Source organism: Paraburkholderia ferrariae NBRC 106233, assembly GCF_000685035.1.
GTDB classification, from domain to species: Bacteria; Pseudomonadota; Gammaproteobacteria; order Burkholderiales; family Burkholderiaceae; genus Paraburkholderia; species Paraburkholderia ferrariae.
On the sequence record NZ_BAYB01000004.1, the window covers coordinates 263,319 to 281,272 of the forward strand.

Sequence of the window (17,954 nt, forward strand, 5' to 3'; positions counted from 1 at the left end):
TCTCAGGTCGGGCGCAGACTCGTAACGACATCGACCCCACCTGGTCCGGCGCAACATTCGCCTCAATATTCCTCCAGAAAGCGCTCTATCGGCGCAATCCTCCGCCGATAGCCAGAGCACACAGGGTCAGCAAACAAAACCCTGCTCCCGCGTAAAACGTCGCACTTGCCCCAAACCGGTCCCACAGTTCGCCTGCGACTAAACTGGCGACCAGGGTCACGAGACCGGTCATCAGGTTGAACAACCCAAATGCAGTGCCTTTAAGGTCCGAAGGTGCTGCATGTGCGACCATCGTCGCCAGCAGACCCTGTGTCAGCCCCATGTGCAAGCCCCAAAGCGCGACACCCAGCAGCACGACCGGCCACTGGCTTCCGTGGGCAAGCACGATATCCGATGCAAAGAGCACTACGAGGCCAACAGCCAGAAGCCAGTTGTGGCTCATCGAGTCGGCAAGCTTTCCAGACGGATAGGCCGATACCGCATACACGACGTTCATCGCGACCATCACGAGAGGCACCAGTGCCACCGGTATACCGCCCTGCATGGCGCGCAGAACAAGGAATGCCTCACTGAACCTCGCGAGCGCGAACACTGCGCCGACGAACACGACCCCCCAGTAGTTGCGACTCAGCTTCCTCAGGTTTTCAAGCGTCATTGGGTTGACGCGCTTTACGCCAGCCTGGTGCGCAGGTTCGCGGATACCGAATACCAGTAGTGCCACGGCGACGAGGCCCGGAATCACGGCGACCCAGAACACTCGACGGAAGTTGTCCGCCCACAACAGCATCAATCCGACGGCCAGCAACGGGCCAAGAAAAGCGCCAACCGTGTCGAGTGATTGACGCAGTCCGTACGCGGCACCACGTAGATGCGTAGGCGTGATGTCAGCCACGAGCGCATCGCGCGGCGCGCCTCTCACGCCTTTCCCGATTCTGTCTGCAACACGCACGGCCAGCACGATGCCCGCCGTCGGCGCGAGAGCGAACAGCGGCTTGCTCAACGCCCCCATGCTGTATCCGATGACCGCAAGCCATTTCCGGTTGCCAAGGTAGTCGCTCAGTGCACCAGAGAACATCTTCACGATGGGTGTAGTGGCTTCTGCGACGCCTTCAATCAGGCCGACCATCGTGGCGCTTGCACCGAGACTCGTCACCAGGAACATCGGCAGAAGGCTGTGAACGATTTCCGACGAGATGTCCATGAACATACTGACGAAACCCAGCATCCAGATGCCACGGGGGATTTGGCGTAGTGTGCTGCTGTTCGGCGCGGGTTTGGTCTGCATCGTTTCTCGATGTAGCAAGTGTCAGATTTAGCGGCGGTGGGGTCGGTCATTCATATAGCGCCATTATGAAGCGATACCAACGACGCAGCGATGGTATCGCGTGTCCCTACAGTGTCTTCTGACGTTGCTTCTCGCGCCTGTACACATAAAGAGCCGGCAACAGGTTTGTGCTGAGCAGGCCACTCCAGACTAACCCGCCCAGCGTAACGATGGCCAACCCCTGTTCGGGCGCTGCGCCCTTGCCGAAGCCGAGTGCCGTCGGCAGCAGACCCAGTGACGCTGTCAGGACCGTCAGGAGAATCGGCCGGAAGCGCACCTCAACCGCATCGCGTACGGCGTCAGTGACAGACATTCCCTGCGCTTCGTTTCGCTTCACCAGTTGCAGTAGCACGATGCCGTGGTTCAGGCTTACCCCAATCAGGGTGAGAAAGGCAATCAGGCCGATTGCATTCAGGCCAACCCCGCTCACCACCAGCGCGATTGCGCCTCCGGAAAACGCCAGCGGCATTTGCAGCAACAGCAGGCCTGGCACGAGCAAGCCGTCAAACTGCAGTGTCAGGATACCCAGCATGAGCGCGAGTGCGACCACTGCCGCAATACCTACGTTAATTGCCGCACGTTCGAGTTGCGGATACAGGCCGCCAAACTTCACCTCGTAGCCAGCCGGCAACGAAAGCGTCGCAAGCGCCTGTCTGGAAGCAGAAATCACCTGTCCGAGCGGGGCAGTTGGCGTCGCGAGTATCTCAATCGCGCGCAGCCCGTTCAGATGCCTGATGACATTGGGTCCCGTCGCCATGCGGACGTCGGCCACGTCGCTCAGGGCGGTCCACCCATTAGCCATCACCGGAAGCTGCCTTAGCTGCTCGATGGACAGGTGTGTGGGGTCGGCCAGTCTGACAAACACATCCACGTGGCCGTTGCCTTCGGGGACCGTGGCAACCGTTTGCCCGGCCAGCAGGATATGCAACTGGGAGAAGAGCTGTGCAGGCGTGATGCCATGGAGCGCCAGGCCGTTCGGCTTGGGCGTGATTTGCAGTTCGGTGATGGGATAGCCGTCGTTGTTGAACACGCCCGACAGGTTGGGCACGCCCGCGAGTCGACGCGTGACTTCCGAGGAGAGTGACTGCAAGGTCGCAATCGAATCGCCGTACACATCGATAACGAATGGCTGAGGCAAGCCGGAAAGCGTTTCGCCCACCCGCTCAAGGGTCGGCGTTCCAATTGCGGTTTGCACGCCGGGCAGTTTCGATGCATCGAGCACCTGCTGGCCGATTCTGTCGAGACTGCTTGCGTTTACGTTCGGCTTCAGCACAATCTGAATCTCGCCAGCGTAGGCAGGCTCCGTATAGGACGTCCCGGACGCCGAGCCGACGCGCGAAAACACATGGGCGACGGGCCCGAGTCCGCGCAATCGCTCGCTAATGCGGTCCGCGACGTCCTGAGCATCATGTAGCGACGTGCCGGGCGGCAGGGTAAAGCTTTCGAGCAGTACGGCCTCGTTTGGCAGCGGCAAAAAATCCACCGGAACCAGCGCCAGTCCCGCAATAGAGACCGCGAAAATGGCCACGCATGCCCAGAGCGAGCGCTTGGGGCGACGCAGGGTAAATTCGAACAGACGGAGGTTATGGTTCTTGAGCCACGCGACTGCGTGCGCACCTGATGATGTGCGCTTTTCCGCGTGAGGGCCGATGAATCCCAGCACCAGCGGAATCACGCTCAATGAAATGATGAGCGACGCAATCAGGCTTACCGTCATCGCCAGCGAAAACGGAACAAAGAACAGTCCCGCCAGGCCGCCCACGAACGCAAGTGGCAGAAACACCGCGACGGTCGTCATCGTCCCGGAAATGTCAGGCCCGGCAATGTCACGTAAGCCACGTGCAACGCCTTCCCACCGGGCGTCGCCGGCCTCCCACCGGTGGTAGATGCTTTCCAGCACAATGATGGCATCGTCGGCAAGCAGCCCCACGGCCACCGACAAGGCGCCGAACGTCAGTAAATTCAACGTTTGTCCGGCCAGGTACAGTCCGGCGATACCGAGCAGAAGCGAGAGGGGAATACTCAGGGCCACCGCCCATATTCCGCGGCTCGCGCCCAGCATCCAGAACAGGACGGCGACGGCGAGTACAGCGCCGATAGCGAGATTGCGGCTCAAATCAGCGGCGACCACGCCGACGATATGGCCCTGGCTGTAGATGCGCACGAAACGGGCGCCGCCGGGTAACTGGGGCTCCAGTTCATGAAGTGTCCTGTCGACCTCATTGACAACCGGAAGCGTTGAGGCGTCCGGCTGCTTGAACACAACCAGCGCGATGGTAGGCCTGTTGTCAAGTTTGACGGAGTGGTGAGATGGAGGCGCGGAACGGACTATGTCGGCAATCGCGCCTAGAGGAATGGTGCCACCGGGTGTCGGCAGCGATACGCCCGCATAGTCGGACGGTTGCGTCGGCAGGCTTCTTCCTTCAACAAAAATGTCCTGGTGGCCCAGGTCGACGTATCCGCTGGGCACCATGCCCGTGGCAGCCCCGAGCGACGCAGCGAGTGTCGACGCAGAGACGTTAAACCGTTGCATTTTGAGGAGGTCGGGGCGGACCCATATGGCATCCTGGCCAGGTCCGGCCACCGACACGCGTTGTACACCTGGAACCGCCCGGATGCGAGGAGCGAGATTCGACTCGACGACACGTTGCACCATTGACGCGTCGACACCGTCAGGAATCTGCACGGCGTAGTCGGCGACCTCATTTATCGCGTTGCCGGAGATTTCCGTTGTCAAGGTCGCGCCATTTGGCAGCGAGCCGTTGATGCGCCCGATGACGCCGTTGACGTCTTGCAGCGCGCCTGTTGCGGCAGTCCCCTCTGCGAAACGTGCTTCAATCCTGACGGAGCCTTGGCCTATGACAGTCCGTACGTCGCTTAGCGACTGTAGCGACTGAAGTTCGGCCTCAATTGGCCGGGCTATCAGTCCCTCCAGGTCTAACGTCGTCGCACCGGGCAACTGGGCGATGATGCTCACCTGTGGCATGTTGAACTGCGGCAGGACTTCAGCGTGAATGTTGATGAGCGCGTAGATGCCGTACGCAATCAGTGCGCCATACAGCATGACCCAGAGGAGAGGGCGCTTGACGATGTCGTTGAGCATGTTCTCGTCGGCAGGGAGCATCAGTCGGCTTGCTGGTAGCGCGTTGCAAAATCCTGGTGGAAGAGCAGATACGCGTCCTGTGATACAACCCGTTCATCCTGCGAGAGCCCCTGCACGATTGACGTCCAGCCGCCATCAGAGGGCCCCGGAAAGACATGCCGCCGCTGGTTGCCACTCCTGTCATGCACCAGCACCCACCACTGGCCACCTTCGAGCACGAGCGCTGTGGATGGAATGACCAGCCGTTTGGCGTCCGATGTGGTTAAAGAAACGGTGCCGACCGTCCCCGCCACCAGAGCGTGACCCGAAGCGGCATTGAGCCAGACGTCCAGTTGACCGGGTGCGGTAACGCTCCACGACGTGCGTTGAACCGCCACGTCAATGGGTGCATCCGCGCCCTCGGCCAGAAAGACCCCCTTCATCCCGTCGGTGACCAATGAGGCGTCGCTTCCGTAGAGATTCGCGACCACATGAAGGCCGCGGGAGGAGGCCACGGTTATCAGTGCCTGCCCGGCACCCACGTATTGACCATTGGCCGCATTGACCGCCGTCACAATACCGGACTCGGGTACGCCAACCGCAGTAAAGCTTGCGTAGCTTCGGGCCGCCGACTGTGCAACTGCAAGTTGCTGGCGTGCGGTGTCGAGTTCGGCGTGCACGCGAACGACGGCGTCGCGCGTGCTGAGTTGCTCATCAAGCTTTTGTTGTTCAATGGCGGCAGCCTGCGTTGCGGCAGACACCCGTATCTGCGCCGATTTCAGGTCGGCCGCAAGGTGGGCGCTCTCGGCTGATACCGTGGGGCCGGTCAGTTGCGCAATCGTCTGTCCGGACCGCACTGTTTCGCCCGGAAGGACGCGCAGGCCGGAGACGATGCCCGCCGTAGGCGCACTCAGCACGGTATTGGACGCGGCCTGCACGTGCGCGGGCGCGGAGAGCGTGGTCACAACGCGCTTCTGTACTGCAGGCATTGTCACGACCTCTTCGGCGAACGCACGATGACCGGCGACGGATGATGCGATGATGACGGCGGCGAGGATGAACAAGCGGGCGGATTTCATGGAGGGCCTAGCGAAGCGGTTGGTGGTCAATAGCGCTGACGCCAATCAGGGTGCAGAGCTCGACCTGCTGTTGGAGTACCGCGTTCGCGAGTTTCGCTGTCGCGATGCGTTGGGTCAGCAATCGCGATTCGAGGTCGGCCAATACCGGTAGCGTCACGTCGCCGGCGCCATAGGCGCGACGCGCCTGCGTCACCGACGCCTCGAGCGTAGCTTCCGTTGACTGTGCGTTACGAAGCTGGTCACCCAGCAGGCTCAGTTCCGAGCTGATGCCGTCTACGGCGGTGTACGCATCGTCAAGCCGTTGGGTGTATTCCTGATAGAGGCTCTCCCGTGTGGCCTTTTCGACCGCGATATTTCCCCGGTTGCCGTTGAACAGGGGAAGCGTCACCGACATGGCAAGACCCGAGGTGTAGATGGCCGACGTGTCTCTGCCTCGTGTAACGCCAATGTCCAGTCGCGGAAACTGCGCGAGGAGCGCTGCCCGATAGCGTTCGTCCTGTTCGGCGTATCCCGCACGCAGGGCCAGCAAATCGGGACGACGCTGTCCGAGGTCGACGAGCGCATGTAACACCGCTTCTTCCGGGACTTCAAGCGGCTGCGGCGGGACCGCAAGCGCCAGGTGTGCCCCAGGGCGAAGTTCAAGCAGCGTATCGAGTTCCTGTCCCGCTTTGAGGTGCGCCTGGCGCAGCGTAGCCAATTGCTGCGCGTTGTCTCGGTACGCGGTTTCCGCTTGCACGGCGATGTCTCGCGTTATGTCGCCGCGTGCGAGCGTCTTTTGCATTCGTTCAGCGACACTTTTCTGATAGGCGACCAGCGGCTCGACTTCTCTCTCGAGACGTTCGAGGCTCGCGTTATTGACGTAGAGCGCATAGGCGTGGTTCGCGACCTGCCATTTCGTCCATTCCAGCGCGAGCTGTTGCTTCTCAAAAGCCTTGTCTGCCGCCCGCCTCTTCGCGGGCCGGTCGACGAGTGCGGACACCTCATAGCTGAGTCCGACCATGAATGCAGGAACAAAGCCCTCCGCACCGGGGCGGTCGGTACTGAAGCTGAGTGTTGGGTCTGGCAGAAGCCCGTCGGCATATTGCCGTGCGGCCGCGATATCGAGCTCGCGTTCAGCACGTCGGATATCCGCACTATGCTTGAGCGCGCGTCCAACCACCTGGTCCACCGTCAATGGGGCTGCTGTTGACGTGATGTCATCAGGCCATTGAGGCGCTTCCGGGAGCGGCTTTGGTGCATACATCACACAGCCGGTCAACACTACAGCCAGCGTGACAAGCGCGAATCGCACGCGTGCAACAGCGTCGGGATATCGCCTACCGGTTGCGGGAAGTTCGCTTTGCAACCTACTATCGTAAGCATCATGGGTCACGGTGGATATCCGACGCAAAAAACGCTTCGGATACTAAGCCACGAGACTTAGATTTGACTTAGCACGCTGGTTTTTAATCGGTGGGACGCATGAGAATTCTCCTCGTAGAAGACGACGAAATGATTGGCAATGCAATCGTCCAGGCATTGAAGGACGCAGCGCATGCGGCTGATTGGGTCCGCGACGCGGAGTCGGCGACGGGCGCGTTGCTGGGACGTGAGCACGACGTCGTGCTGCTGGACCTGAATCTGCCGAAGCGCGACGGCATTGACGTGCTCCGGTCGCTCAGAGCAGGAGGAAGCAAAGTTCCGGTGATTATTCTTACGGCGCGCGACAGTGTCGAGGACAGGATAGTCGGGCTCGATGCCGGCGCCGATGACTATCTTGTCAAGCCATTCGAAATAAGCGAATTACTCGCGCGACTTCGGGCGGTGACGCGCCGGCTCGGCGACCACGGCGATACCAGGATGACAAGCGGGAGTCTTACACTCGACGTCGCGACACACATGGCTGTGTATGAGAACAATGAGTGCCGGCTGACGAGTCGCGAGTTTGCGCTGTTGAGCGCGCTGTTGATGAAGCCCGGGACGGTCCTTTCGCGAAGCGACCTGGAGCGACAACTATACGCGTGGCAGGAGCAGGTCGAGAGCAATGCCGTGGAGGTCCTGATTCACGGTATCCGCAAGAAGCTGGGCGCGTCGGTTATCCGCAACGTACGAGGTGTGGGATGGTTGGTAGACAAGGAAAACAATCACGCTCTCTGACGCTGCAGCTGTCGGTGTGGATTGGCAGTGTGATTGTGGCAGTTGGCGTGCTTGCCTGCGGGTTTTCATTCCTGTTTGCGTATCAGGAAGCGAGAGAGCTTCAGGACGGCCAACTGAGGCAAATCGCTGCGCTCATTGATAGCGGCGCGTTGGCGTTCACGGGGTCCCGTCCATCAATTGAGAGCTCCCAGGACCCGGACGTCAAGGTGGTCATTGACCGGTTCAGCGAGGCACCGTCAGGCGTGACGCAGGCCGTCGGACTGGCGGTTCCGCGGGAGCTGGCCGACGGCTTTCATGATTTGACCGGTAGTGACCAAAGCTGGCGCGTCAATATACGGACGCTCCGGAGCGGGGGGCGCATCGCCGTGGCAGAGCCTTCTGCGTTACGCGATGAAATAGCGCGGGACGGTGCGATGAGAACACTCGTGCCCGTGCTCCTCCTTTTGCCGGGATTGTCTATCGTCGTGGTGGTGATTGTCAGGGCGAAACTGGCGCCGCTTACACGGCTTTCGGCCGTTGTGGACCGCCAGACCGATGCAACCGTCCAGCTGTTATCAGAGGAGGGTATCGCCGCGGAAGTGCTGCCCTTTGTCCGGTCGATAAACCGCCTGATTGCGCGGCTGAGGGACGCTATCGGTCAGCAGCGGAGATTTGTCGCCAGCGCAGCACATGAGTTGCGTTCGCCGTTGGCAGCCCTGTCCTTGCAAGCGGGAAATCTGGGAGCCGCCATCACGTCGCCGGATGCCCGGGAACGGCTGCTGGCCCTTCAGGCAGGATTGCGCCGTACCCACAGACTGGTGGAGCAACTGCTCGCACTGGCGAGGTCTGAAGAGGCCATGCTGGGGGAGCCGACGACCGTATCGCTACGAGCAATGGCAACGGAGGTCATAAACGCCACAATTGGCGTCGCCCATGAGAAGGATATTGACCTTGGATTCGAGCACTTTGATGAAGTTGATGCCGTGGTCGACGCGTCATCAGTCATGGTGGTGCTGCGAAATCTGGTCGACAACGCGGTGCGATACACGCCGACTGGCGGCAAGGTGGATGTGTCTGTCGTTCATGCAGGAGGCGAAGTGATGTTTGAAGTTACCGACTCGGGTCCCGGTATTCCGGACGTCGAACTCGACCGTGTGCTGGAACCGTTCTACCGGCTGGACCATTCGGTTGCGTCGGGGAGTGGACTGGGTCTTTCCATCGTCTCGGAGATTGCACGCCGCACAGGCGGCCGGTTGGTACTCGAAAACATCGACCGTGGTTTCCGTGCGCGGTATTTTCAACCGTTACGTCCGAATCAATGACTTCGGTATCTGCTGGGCTTCAGGTTATCGGCTGCTGCCGAGTTGGCCCGTACCCGCAGCATCTGACACACAACCCCGCGGCAATCTGAACGGCTGCTGAGCAGCAACTGGCGCGCGAACCACGGAGATGTCGATGGAACACGCATATGACCACATGTTGCATCTGCTCGCCGGACACCCGGGATGGACGCTCGCTGTCGCTTTCCTGGCGGCATTTCTGGAAGCCATCGCAGTTATTGGAACATTCATCCCGGGTAGCACGGCGATGTTCCTGGCCGGTGCGCTTGCTGGAACCGGGTCGCTAAACCTTGGGGCACTATTTGCATGCGCGATTGCTGGCGCAGTGGCCGGGGATGGCATGAGCTACTGCCTCGGCAGCCGCTATAGGTCCCAGATTGGTCAGTTGTGGCCGTTCCGGACGCACCCGCAAGTCTTTGCGGCTGCGCACGATTTCTTCGCAAAACACGGTCCGAAGAGCGTCGTGTTCGCCCGGTTCATTGGGCCGTTGCGCGCGATTGTGCCAGTGGTTGCGGGAACGTCGGGTATGACGCCGGTGCGGTTTTACACCATGAACATCCTGTCAGCTCTACTCTGGGCGCCCGCGCATATCCTGCCGGGCGTTATTTTCGGGGCATCCGTCCAGGTGGCCGGCGCTGTTTCGTTTCGCCTCGTCATCATCATCGCGCTACTGGTCGGAATCGTATGGTTGAGCTTTCGGGGTGCCCGCTTCGTTCTCTCACACGCCAGTGCCTGGGCGAGTGCCGCGGGCCGCACTCTGACGAACTGGGCCAGTCGCCACGAAGGGCGGACAGGCCGTCTTGCGTTGCAGCTACTGAATCCGACCCGACCAGCTTCCGGTGCAATAGGGGTGGCGTCGGTCATTGTGCTTCTTTCCTGCTGGCTGTTCTTCGGCGTCTTACAGGACGTCATCAGTGGTGACCCACTCGTACGGGTTGACGTGTCCGTTTATCACTTCCTTCAATCTGTGCGCAGCCCATGGGGCGATACCCTCCTGTCGGGCCTTGCCACGCCCGGCAGTGTCACCACGCTGGCAGCGCTGGTCGCCACATCGGCGCTATGGATGGTGTGGGAACGTCGTTGGCGCACGCTTGGTTACTGGCTCGCTGCCGTTGTCTTTTCACAGCTGCTGATATTTACCCTCCAGTTTGCAATCCATCGTGCTCCGCCGGATTCGCTTGCGTCCGGCGCATATGTGTTCCCGAGCAATCACGTCGCCGCCGTGGTCGTTGTATATGGCTTTCTTGCATTTCTGCTCGCTCGAAGGGTTGGTACATTGGTTGGCGTGTTCGTCGTGACAGTGAGTACCGTCGTCGTGGTCGGCGTCAGCCTGTCTGGGCTTTACTTCGGTCGATTCTGGTTTTCCGACGCCATTGGAGGCGCGGCGCTTGCGTCGGTCTGGGTCTCTGTTGTCGCCTTTACCGCCGTGTGGCGGAGGCCGGTAGTGCAACCATCGCGTGGGTTCATGCCAGTTCTCATGCTGACGGTTGTGTGCGTCAGCGTGGCGGTGCAACTCGGCGCCGGGACACCCGCACCGAAATCTCATAGCGCGCCGGGTAGCGCACCGGTCATCGCAACAACGTCGCAATGGACCGATTCTCTGTGGCGGAGTTTGCCTTGCTATCGCTCAGACATGGAAGGTGACCGGAAGGAGCCTCTAGCAATTCAGTGGTCCGCGAACGTTAAGGAGATAGGAAGTCGCCTTCGAGCTCAAGGTTGGGTTGACGGAGCGGAGCTTTCTGCGCGCAGCCTGCTCTCCCTCGCATCGCCCAAGGTTTCGGCGATGGCACTGCCGGTGCTGCCGGAATTGAACAATGGTGTGCCGTCTTTGCTTGTCTTCACGCATCCCGGCAGCACGCGAGACGAACGCGATGTGCTGCGTTTCTGGCCCACGGACTATGCGATTGAGGAGCAGGGCGCCGCGTCAGCTGCGCCCGTTTGGTTGGGTTCGCTTGTGCATGAGCGGCTTTATCGTGCTTCCTGGCCAATCAACATGCTACGTGCCGTTGACCCGGCGACAGCGCCTCTTGCCGTTGATGACCCGTTACCTGCACTTCCCGGGGTGGCCGTGTTGGCGAAGAAGGATTGTCATGGCGTTCCAGTGACGTTACTGACGTTGCGCTCCGACTGAATGCGGTGCGACGGGGCGTTGCCTAAAATTTAGGGACGTGGAGATACTAAGTGACGTCGCTACAATGTCTTTTAACTCTTTCATTCGAAGGGAACTCACTTGGACATGTTAGCCATCGGTCTTTGTGGGAGTCTGTTATTCGAGGGAGCACCGCGACCGTTGGTCGCGGTGTGGGTGGCCATGGGGCTTCGCCATTGGAGCGAGTTCCTGTATTCGCTTCGCGACGGTCTGCTGCAGGTCCGCTATCGGCATCGTTCATCACGAACGCGCCTGCTCACCAGAGGACCGGAGGCCGAAATTGCGGCGTGCACCGTTCCAATTTTCAGTGCTTCGAAGTCCTGATGGCGGTGACAAGCGCGGTTCGCTTGAGCAAAGCGGAGTTCATGACACAAGCAGGGGTTCACAGGATGCCGGCAAGACTCAAGCTGGAGTGAGTGAAAAATGCAGCACCAAAGCGGTAGGAAACGGCTTCGCTAACAATCGACGTTGCTGGAGGAAAACATGGAACTGAAATGCGTTGTTGCCATTGTCCGGCCCGGTTTAGCGGAAGTACTGGAAAGGAAACTTGGTGCTATCGACATCCATGGTGTGACCGTTACGCGGGTAAGAGGATTCGGTGCGCACCCCAATTTCTTCGCCGATGACTGGACAAGGGAGCACATCAGAATCGAAATTTTTGTGCAGGCGGAAAGCGTCGATGCGTTAATCAAGACAATCATGGATATTGCCCATGTCGGCGCGGCCGGAAATGGGGTCGTTGCAGTCATGCCGGTGGAGAAATTCTTCCGCGTTCGCAGCCAGTCTGAGGCGAAAGCGTGATTGGACATGCGTGCTATAGCTCGGTCGAGCAGCAGTACCTATGTGCCTGCCCGTCCCGGTCCCGGCGACCTGTTTGTCACGTCCTCGCCAGCCCCAGGCGCCGTAGCATCTCGGTACCCTCCAATGTCAATCTGAATTCGGCGTTCTCGGATGTCGTGGACACGACTTCCACCAATTGTTCCTGTTGAAGGGCCGCTACATCGGGGTCTGCGAGCGCCACCTGTCCAGGCGCGCTGAACAGCACGAACAACATCGCGATCTCATGGTGGCTAAGAAGCTTCTTCATGATGTGCCTCAATAACTGTTACGCACATGGAGTTCTGTCAACACGCGATTTGAGGAACGAGGGAGGTGGTTATGCTCCTTGTACGCTATGACCGACTATAGCGAAGCCGCGTGACAACGATTTGATAATGACCCGACTGGCAGCGATCTGTAGGTGGCAGTGGGTAGCAGGCTTTCCATCATGATTGACTGGATGAGCGGTTTAACGCTGTCGCAGACAGCGCCTGGTAGTGGGGAAAAAGCGGACCCGGCGGAGCTCCGGGTCCCAAAGTCGGCCCTGAGCAAGGGCGGAGGGTCGACCAGCCGTTCTGGACATCTGTTGGTTGCAACTGCCTGTGACTGCGCTGGACTCGTTTGCTTCTAGCAGGAATGTATACGCGACTGTGTGGACGGCGATTGAGCGGTCATGCGAAGTATTGAAATCTATGTCGACACGGTCGTCGGCAAGGTTTGCGCAGTGTACTCGATGGCGCTTAAGCCAGACTTAAATTCGGTGCAACGTCGGGTGGTCGGCTATGTGATGCGGATGAGCTTCCGCAAACTGACAAAGTCGCCGTTGAAGCAGTTGCCTGGAACTGTACACGATATAAGGCCGAGCGGAAGCGGGGCTGTCAAGAGGGATTTCTACCGACCTGGAAGCGGCCGAGCCCATCAGAGCGCACCGCGTTTAGCATCACTCCGGGGAAGACTTACGGCGCGGCACCAGGTTGTTAGAAAGGGGACGGTCAACGCAATGCGTGTGTCCATGAGGCGTGACGTCGAAACTTCGACGCGTGCCTAAGCATCGATTGTTGGTCGCTTGGCCGAGTTCGTTGCCGAACCTGCTATCTACGCCTTTGGCGACCACGTGGCCGTGAAAAGCGCTCCCGTAACTATTCCGACCGCAGTGAGCGCCAGATAGGCCATATGCAAGTGCTGATGCAATGCAAGTCCACGCGTGCCGTACGTCAGGATGCCCAGGCTGGTAAAACATGCGAGGGCTCTTACGGGAAACTCGGTTGTTGAACGCATTGTTTCGCTCCTCCAGCGGCACAACAACTCCGCCGGCGCGACGGAAGTTATGCCATTCATCTATGGTGTTGAAAACGCGGACGCTTTCCGCGACGCTACGCTCTGCCGCCTGTATCCGCGCGCTGCACGGAAGCACGCTGTGTCTGGCAGGCGTACACGGAGCGCGACGTCATGCGCGCGCTTCGTAGAATACTAAAACAGCGATAGCGCGAATAGCTGCTGAAATCCCTCGGCGGCACAGAAGTCAGTACTCGTTCGGCGCAGAACCCTACGGCCAAATTTCTGTTGCAATGCATCAGTTTCCGAACTAACTGCTGCGCCACACGGCTTCTAGAATAAAGGAGTGGGTTTGCACTGCGATGCAGTGAAGGTTGACAGCGGAGGTTTCCGTGGACCTGAGGTTCTCGTGGGGGTGGTACTTTCTGGCGCTCCTTGTTGTGATGGCGCTCAGTCTCGGGCTAACGGCACTTCGAGCTGGGGACACTGACAAGGAAAAGGGCGGCGAGCACGACGACGAATGACGTGCGAAGTTTCTTTGCAAAAGTGCCCTCTAGGGTTTAGGCATCGCGCGCTCCGCGAGGGAGCGCGCTTGAGGCCCCGAACTTATTCAGCGATTGGCTTGCCGGCAGTGTCTTTCACTTTCGTGCTCCACTGCGAGCGGATTTCGGTAACAACGGATGGCGGCAGGGAAATGTAATCCAGGTCCTGAGCGGCCTGGTCTCCGTTCTTGAATGCCCAGTCGAAGAACTTCAGCGTTTCCTTACCTTGGTCCGGCTTGTCCTGCGCGGTGTGCAGCAGTACAAAGGTAGCGCCGACAACCGGCCACGCATCCTTGCCCGGTTCATTCGTCAGGATCTGGTAGAACGACTTCGACCAGTTGGCGCCAGCAGCAGCGGCCTTGAACGTTTCTGTCTCTGGCTGAACCACAGCACCCGATGCGTTTTTCATCGCGGTGTAGACCATATGGTTCTGCTTCACGTATGCCCACTCGACATAGCCAAGGGCACCCGGGAGGCGCTGGACGAAAGCGGCCACACCGTCGTTACCCTTGCCGCCTGTACCCGTCGGCCAGCTGACGGTCGTGCCTTCGCCCACCTTGCTCTTCCAATCCGGATTGACCTGCGACAGATAGTGCGTCCAGATGAAGCTCGTGCCTGAGCCGTCAGCACGACGGACAATAGCGATATCTGTGTCGGGTAGCTTAACTTTGGGGTTCAAAGCGGCGATGGCCGGGTCATTCCACTTTTTGATTTTGCCCAGATACATGTCGCCGAGCACTTCGCCAGATAGAGTCAACTCGCCCGGCTTGATGCCTGGCAGATTTACGACCGGCACCACCCCTCCCACCACGGTCGGAAACTGGAACAAGCCGTCTTTCGCCAGTTCGTCGTCCTTCAGGGGAGCGTCTGACCCGGCGAAGTCGACCGTCTTGGCGATGATTTGTTTGATACCGCCCGAGGAGCCGATGCCCTGATAGTTAACCTTGCCGCCGTTTGCCTTCTGAAAGGCGTCTGCCCACTTGGCGTAGATAGGTGCGGCAAACGTGCTGCCCGCACCCGTGATGTCGGTGGCGTGGGCCGCGACGACGAAGAGCGCGCCGGTCAGGCCGGCAATCGCGGTTTGAATGAGTCTCATATGTGCTCCAGCGTGTGGTTGTAGGAAAAGGTCGCCCGAAAATAGACCGGATTGATGTCAGGAATATGACATGGGGCCGGTGCTCGGACGCATGGAGCCACGATGCTCTGGTGAGGGCGGCGCTTAATCTGTTCCGAAGTCTCGTTAAATTGTTCTGCGTTTTACGGCTGGGGTTGTCGCTGTGTGAAAGAGTTGCCTGTTTTTAAGGGTGCTTGCACAGTGAGCCATAGGTTTTCAAATCTGAGGTCACTTTTGAATGCATCCGATGCGGCGATGTATGAAGGGAAGAGCAGTGGCAGGAATCGAGTTGGCTGCTATCTGGTAGCCAAGGAGGAGGATGGCGCTGCAAATCGAAAGGCACGCCGCCTTAACAAGGCACTCAAACCTGTCTCGCTGGAGAGCGGGTCGGGAATGACAGGTTCTGAGTGACATGTGCCAGGCGCGGACAGGTCAGCTTGCTGGTCGTTCGCCGCGGGAAACCAGCTTATCAAATGCCTCACGAGCGTCCCGCAACTCTTACATGGCCGCTGCGAACCACGCCAGTTGCAAGCTCGATGGTCTCGCACTCTCTTTTTCAGTGAAGCTTGCTTCGAGTGCTATTGACGCTGCGTCCACTTCACGTGCGGCGTCAACGACACGTTCAAGCGCAAGTGCCTCGTTTGAACGTGGTCTTTCCATTTGTCATTCCGTGGCCCGGTGCGCGTGTTGTTGGCATCTGCATCACACATAGACCACCGTAGCGCGCGCAGGTTCTTCTCGGCGTGAGCGTTGCGATACGTGTGGGTCCTTTAGCCTTGGGCGCAGCGGCGCTCGCCGGGTTCGCGATGCTCAAGTGAGATGAGCGGTGCGCGCCGGCAGTTCACCGGATGGGCAGTACGCCAAACTCAGGATTGCACGACCGAGCACCCATACCAATTCGACCACCAGCAAAGTCGGCATCTGGGGCGCGGGTTGAAGTAGCCCCGTCGCCTTGCATTGCCAGCCGAAAGCGACGCGTAAATCTGAGACCAACCCAGCCGCCGAGGCTCTGCAACACCCCCGGTGGAGTTTTAAGTGTCTCTTAAGTTTGTCCGCCTAGGCTGAAACCGTCGTAATAGGGAATGAATGCGTGGCGCTTGCGTAAACGCTGCATCACGCGGGTCATTTCCACATCGCTAGGAGCGGTGCCATGCGAGCCGGAAATCTGATGCGTACGCCGGTTGCGGCGTGTCTGATGGCGGTTTTGTCTGTCGGATGCGCGTCCAGGCCGATCTATTCGTCGGCAGTGCAGGGCTCGGCGGTTCCCGGCGCCATACCGACGACGCAGCGCGTTCTCTCGACTGGGATTACCACGGACTTTGCAGATATCGTGCGGCAGAACGGGCCCTCTGTGGTCAATATCAGCGCACCGCGCTCAAGCCATATCGCCAATCTGACGCCGCTTTGGCCGCCCGCATCGAACGAGCATGACCCGTTCGTCCAGTTCTTCAGACAATTCTCCCCCAGCCGTTCCAGTGAAGGCCCATTGTTATCGGGAGCCCTCGGCTCCGGCTTCATCATCAGCCCGGACGGATACATTCTCACTGGCGCCCAGGTGGTTGCAGGTGCATCGCAAATCAACGTCAGGCTAACGGACCGTCGCGAGTTCAAGGCATCGGTCATCGGTATCGACCCGCCGAGCGATATAGCGTTGCTAAAAATCGATGCGCATAACCTTCCGACGGTGAAAATCGGAAACCCATCCGGTGCGAAGGTCGGGCAATGGGTCGTCTCTGTTGGTTCGCCTTACGGATTTGAAAATACAGCCACTGCCGGCATCATCAGCAGCGAAGGACGGTTGCTGCCGGACGAAACGTATGTTCCCCTGATTCAAACCGACCTCACCCTGAATACTGGCGACTCAGGTGCGCCTCTCTTCGATTTGAACGGCGACGTCATCGGTATTGATACACCGGTTCATCATAGCTTTCAGGGACTTTCGTTTGCGATTCCGATTGACGTCGCGATGAGAATCGAACAGCAATTGCAGTTTCAAGGGAAGGTTGAGCACGGCCGCATGGGTGTGACCATTCAGGAGGTCAGCGCGCCTCTCGCGAGGTCTTTCGGCATGGCACAGCCCATCGGTGCGCTGATCAGCTCGGTTGATCGTAACGGTCCATCGGCGAAGTCTGGCTTGCGAGCCGGAGACGTTATATTGCGAGTGAACAGCGTGGCAATTACCGACTCGGCGCAATTGCCTCTAGTTGTGGCCGACTTGGGCCCGGGGACCGCAGTACGCGTGAAGTTCTGGCGGGACCAACAGGCCCATGAAACTTCGGTCGTGTTGGGTGCAATGGAGGAGAACTCAGTCGCCTCGGCCAAACACGTTAAGACTGCGGTCGGACAATTTGGCCTGACAGTGCGCAGTCTGACATCAGAAGAACGGCAAAAGGCGCGCGTCACCGGCGGTGTCCGCGTCGAGGCGAGCTCGGGCCCCGCAGCGCTCGCCGGCGTTCAGCCGGGGGACATCATCTCGCGGGTCAACAGTACACCGGTCTCAAGCGCAGCTCAGTTGCGTGACGAGCTAGACAACGCTGGCGGCAACGTCGCGCTGCTGGTTCAGCGTGATGGTCGTCCAATCTTCGTGGCAATCGACATCGGATAGGGATACCGGCGCCGGATGCTCCCGTATTTCAAGGAGTTCGTCGGAGGTCAAAATGAAGCAACACTCGATATTGCGATTGAGTGCGATGACGCTCGTGCTCTCCGCCACCGCACAACTCGCGTTGGCTATGCCAGAGGCACTTCCGCCCGTGCAGCACGCGGGTGCAATAAATTATTTGTCCGGTGGCGTGGGTAGTGACGAGTCGACAGCCATCAAAAGCGAGATGGGTAACTATCCGCTTGTTCTTGAGTTCGCAGGCAAGACGAATGCTGGGAATGAGTATCTCGCGGACATACCTGTCCAGATTTCCGACGCTCACGGTACTGTCGTGCTAGATACAAGCACGCGCGGTCCGTTCATGCTGGTCTCTCTGCCGTATGGTCGGTACACGGTGACGGCCAGCTACAACGGAAACCAGGTGCGCCGCGTGGTGAGTATTGCAGCTGGCGCACCCTCGCGCGAACTGTTCATATGGCCCATGTAGGGCACGGAGTTGGCCATGCGCGGTGA

12 protein-coding genes are annotated in these 17,954 nt (G+C 59.4%); 6 read left to right on the plus strand and 6 right to left on the minus strand.

The window, feature by feature from the left end; all coding sequences use genetic code 11:
- Positions 1-85: 85 nt before the first annotated feature.
- From BFE01S_RS04800 to BFE01S_RS04815, 4 genes are all read right to left on the minus strand, one after another.
- Positions 86-1,285, minus strand: a complete 1,200-nt coding sequence (locus BFE01S_RS04800; RefSeq protein WP_028224580.1) for an MFS transporter — start codon at positions 1,283-1,285, stop codon at positions 86-88.
- A 106-nt stretch (positions 1,286-1,391) separates the two neighbouring features.
- Complete coding sequence (locus BFE01S_RS04805) at positions 1,392-4,427, minus strand: efflux RND transporter permease subunit (RefSeq protein ID WP_028224581.1); 3,036 nt, start codon at positions 4,425-4,427, stop codon at positions 1,392-1,394.
- A gap of 20 nt (positions 4,428-4,447) precedes the next feature.
- Positions 4,448-5,485, minus strand: coding sequence for an efflux RND transporter periplasmic adaptor subunit (locus BFE01S_RS04810; RefSeq protein WP_028224582.1), 1,038 nt, complete (start codon positions 5,483-5,485; stop codon positions 4,448-4,450).
- Positions 5,486-5,492: 7 nt separating this feature from the next.
- Positions 5,493-6,653 (minus strand): TolC family protein, encoded by a 1,161-nt coding sequence (locus tag BFE01S_RS04815; protein WP_169742596.1) that lies wholly within the window; start codon positions 6,651-6,653, stop codon positions 5,493-5,495.
- Between the two features lie 293 nt (positions 6,654-6,946).
- Between BFE01S_RS04815 and BFE01S_RS04820 the strand changes: the two genes are divergently transcribed.
- From BFE01S_RS04820 to BFE01S_RS04835, 4 genes are all read left to right on the plus strand, one after another.
- Positions 6,947-7,621: a response regulator gene (locus tag BFE01S_RS04820; protein ID WP_028224584.1), complete on the plus strand. Its 675-nt coding sequence runs from the start codon at positions 6,947-6,949 to the stop codon at positions 7,619-7,621.
- On the plus strand, positions 7,585-8,922 hold the full coding sequence (locus BFE01S_RS04825; RefSeq protein ID WP_028224585.1) for a sensor histidine kinase: 1,338 nt from the start codon (positions 7,585-7,587) through the stop codon (positions 8,920-8,922). Before BFE01S_RS04820 ends, BFE01S_RS04825 begins: the two co-directional genes overlap by 37 nt.
- Before the next feature lie 133 nt (positions 8,923-9,055).
- On the plus strand, positions 9,056-11,071 hold the full coding sequence (locus BFE01S_RS04830; RefSeq protein ID WP_028224586.1) for a bifunctional DedA family/phosphatase PAP2 family protein: 2,016 nt from the start codon (positions 9,056-9,058) through the stop codon (positions 11,069-11,071).
- A gap of 501 nt (positions 11,072-11,572) precedes the next feature.
- On the plus strand, positions 11,573-11,890 hold the full coding sequence (locus BFE01S_RS04835) for a P-II family nitrogen regulator (RefSeq protein WP_028224587.1): 318 nt from the start codon (positions 11,573-11,575) through the stop codon (positions 11,888-11,890).
- A 76-nt stretch (positions 11,891-11,966) separates the two neighbouring features.
- On the opposite strand, the gene BFE01S_RS37395 is transcribed toward BFE01S_RS04835, so the two are convergent.
- Both BFE01S_RS37395 and pstS read right to left on the minus strand, forming a co-directional pair.
- Complete coding sequence (locus BFE01S_RS37395; RefSeq protein ID WP_042337225.1) at positions 11,967-12,176, minus strand: hypothetical protein; 210 nt, start codon at positions 12,174-12,176, stop codon at positions 11,967-11,969.
- A gap of 1,613 nt (positions 12,177-13,789) precedes the next feature.
- Entirely contained in the window at positions 13,790-14,821 is a 1,032-nt protein-coding gene (gene pstS, locus BFE01S_RS04850) for a phosphate ABC transporter substrate-binding protein PstS (RefSeq protein WP_028224588.1), read from the minus strand.
- A gap of 1,168 nt (positions 14,822-15,989) precedes the next feature.
- Here pstS and BFE01S_RS04855 point away from each other — a divergent pair.
- Both BFE01S_RS04855 and BFE01S_RS04860 read left to right on the plus strand, forming a co-directional pair.
- Positions 15,990-17,444, plus strand: coding sequence for a trypsin-like peptidase domain-containing protein (locus tag BFE01S_RS04855; protein WP_028224589.1), 1,455 nt, complete (start codon positions 15,990-15,992; stop codon positions 17,442-17,444).
- A 52-nt stretch (positions 17,445-17,496) separates the two neighbouring features.
- Entirely contained in the window at positions 17,497-17,928 is a 432-nt protein-coding gene (locus tag BFE01S_RS04860) for a carboxypeptidase-like regulatory domain-containing protein (RefSeq protein WP_028224590.1), read from the plus strand.
- The last annotated feature ends 26 nt before the right edge of the window (positions 17,929-17,954 follow it).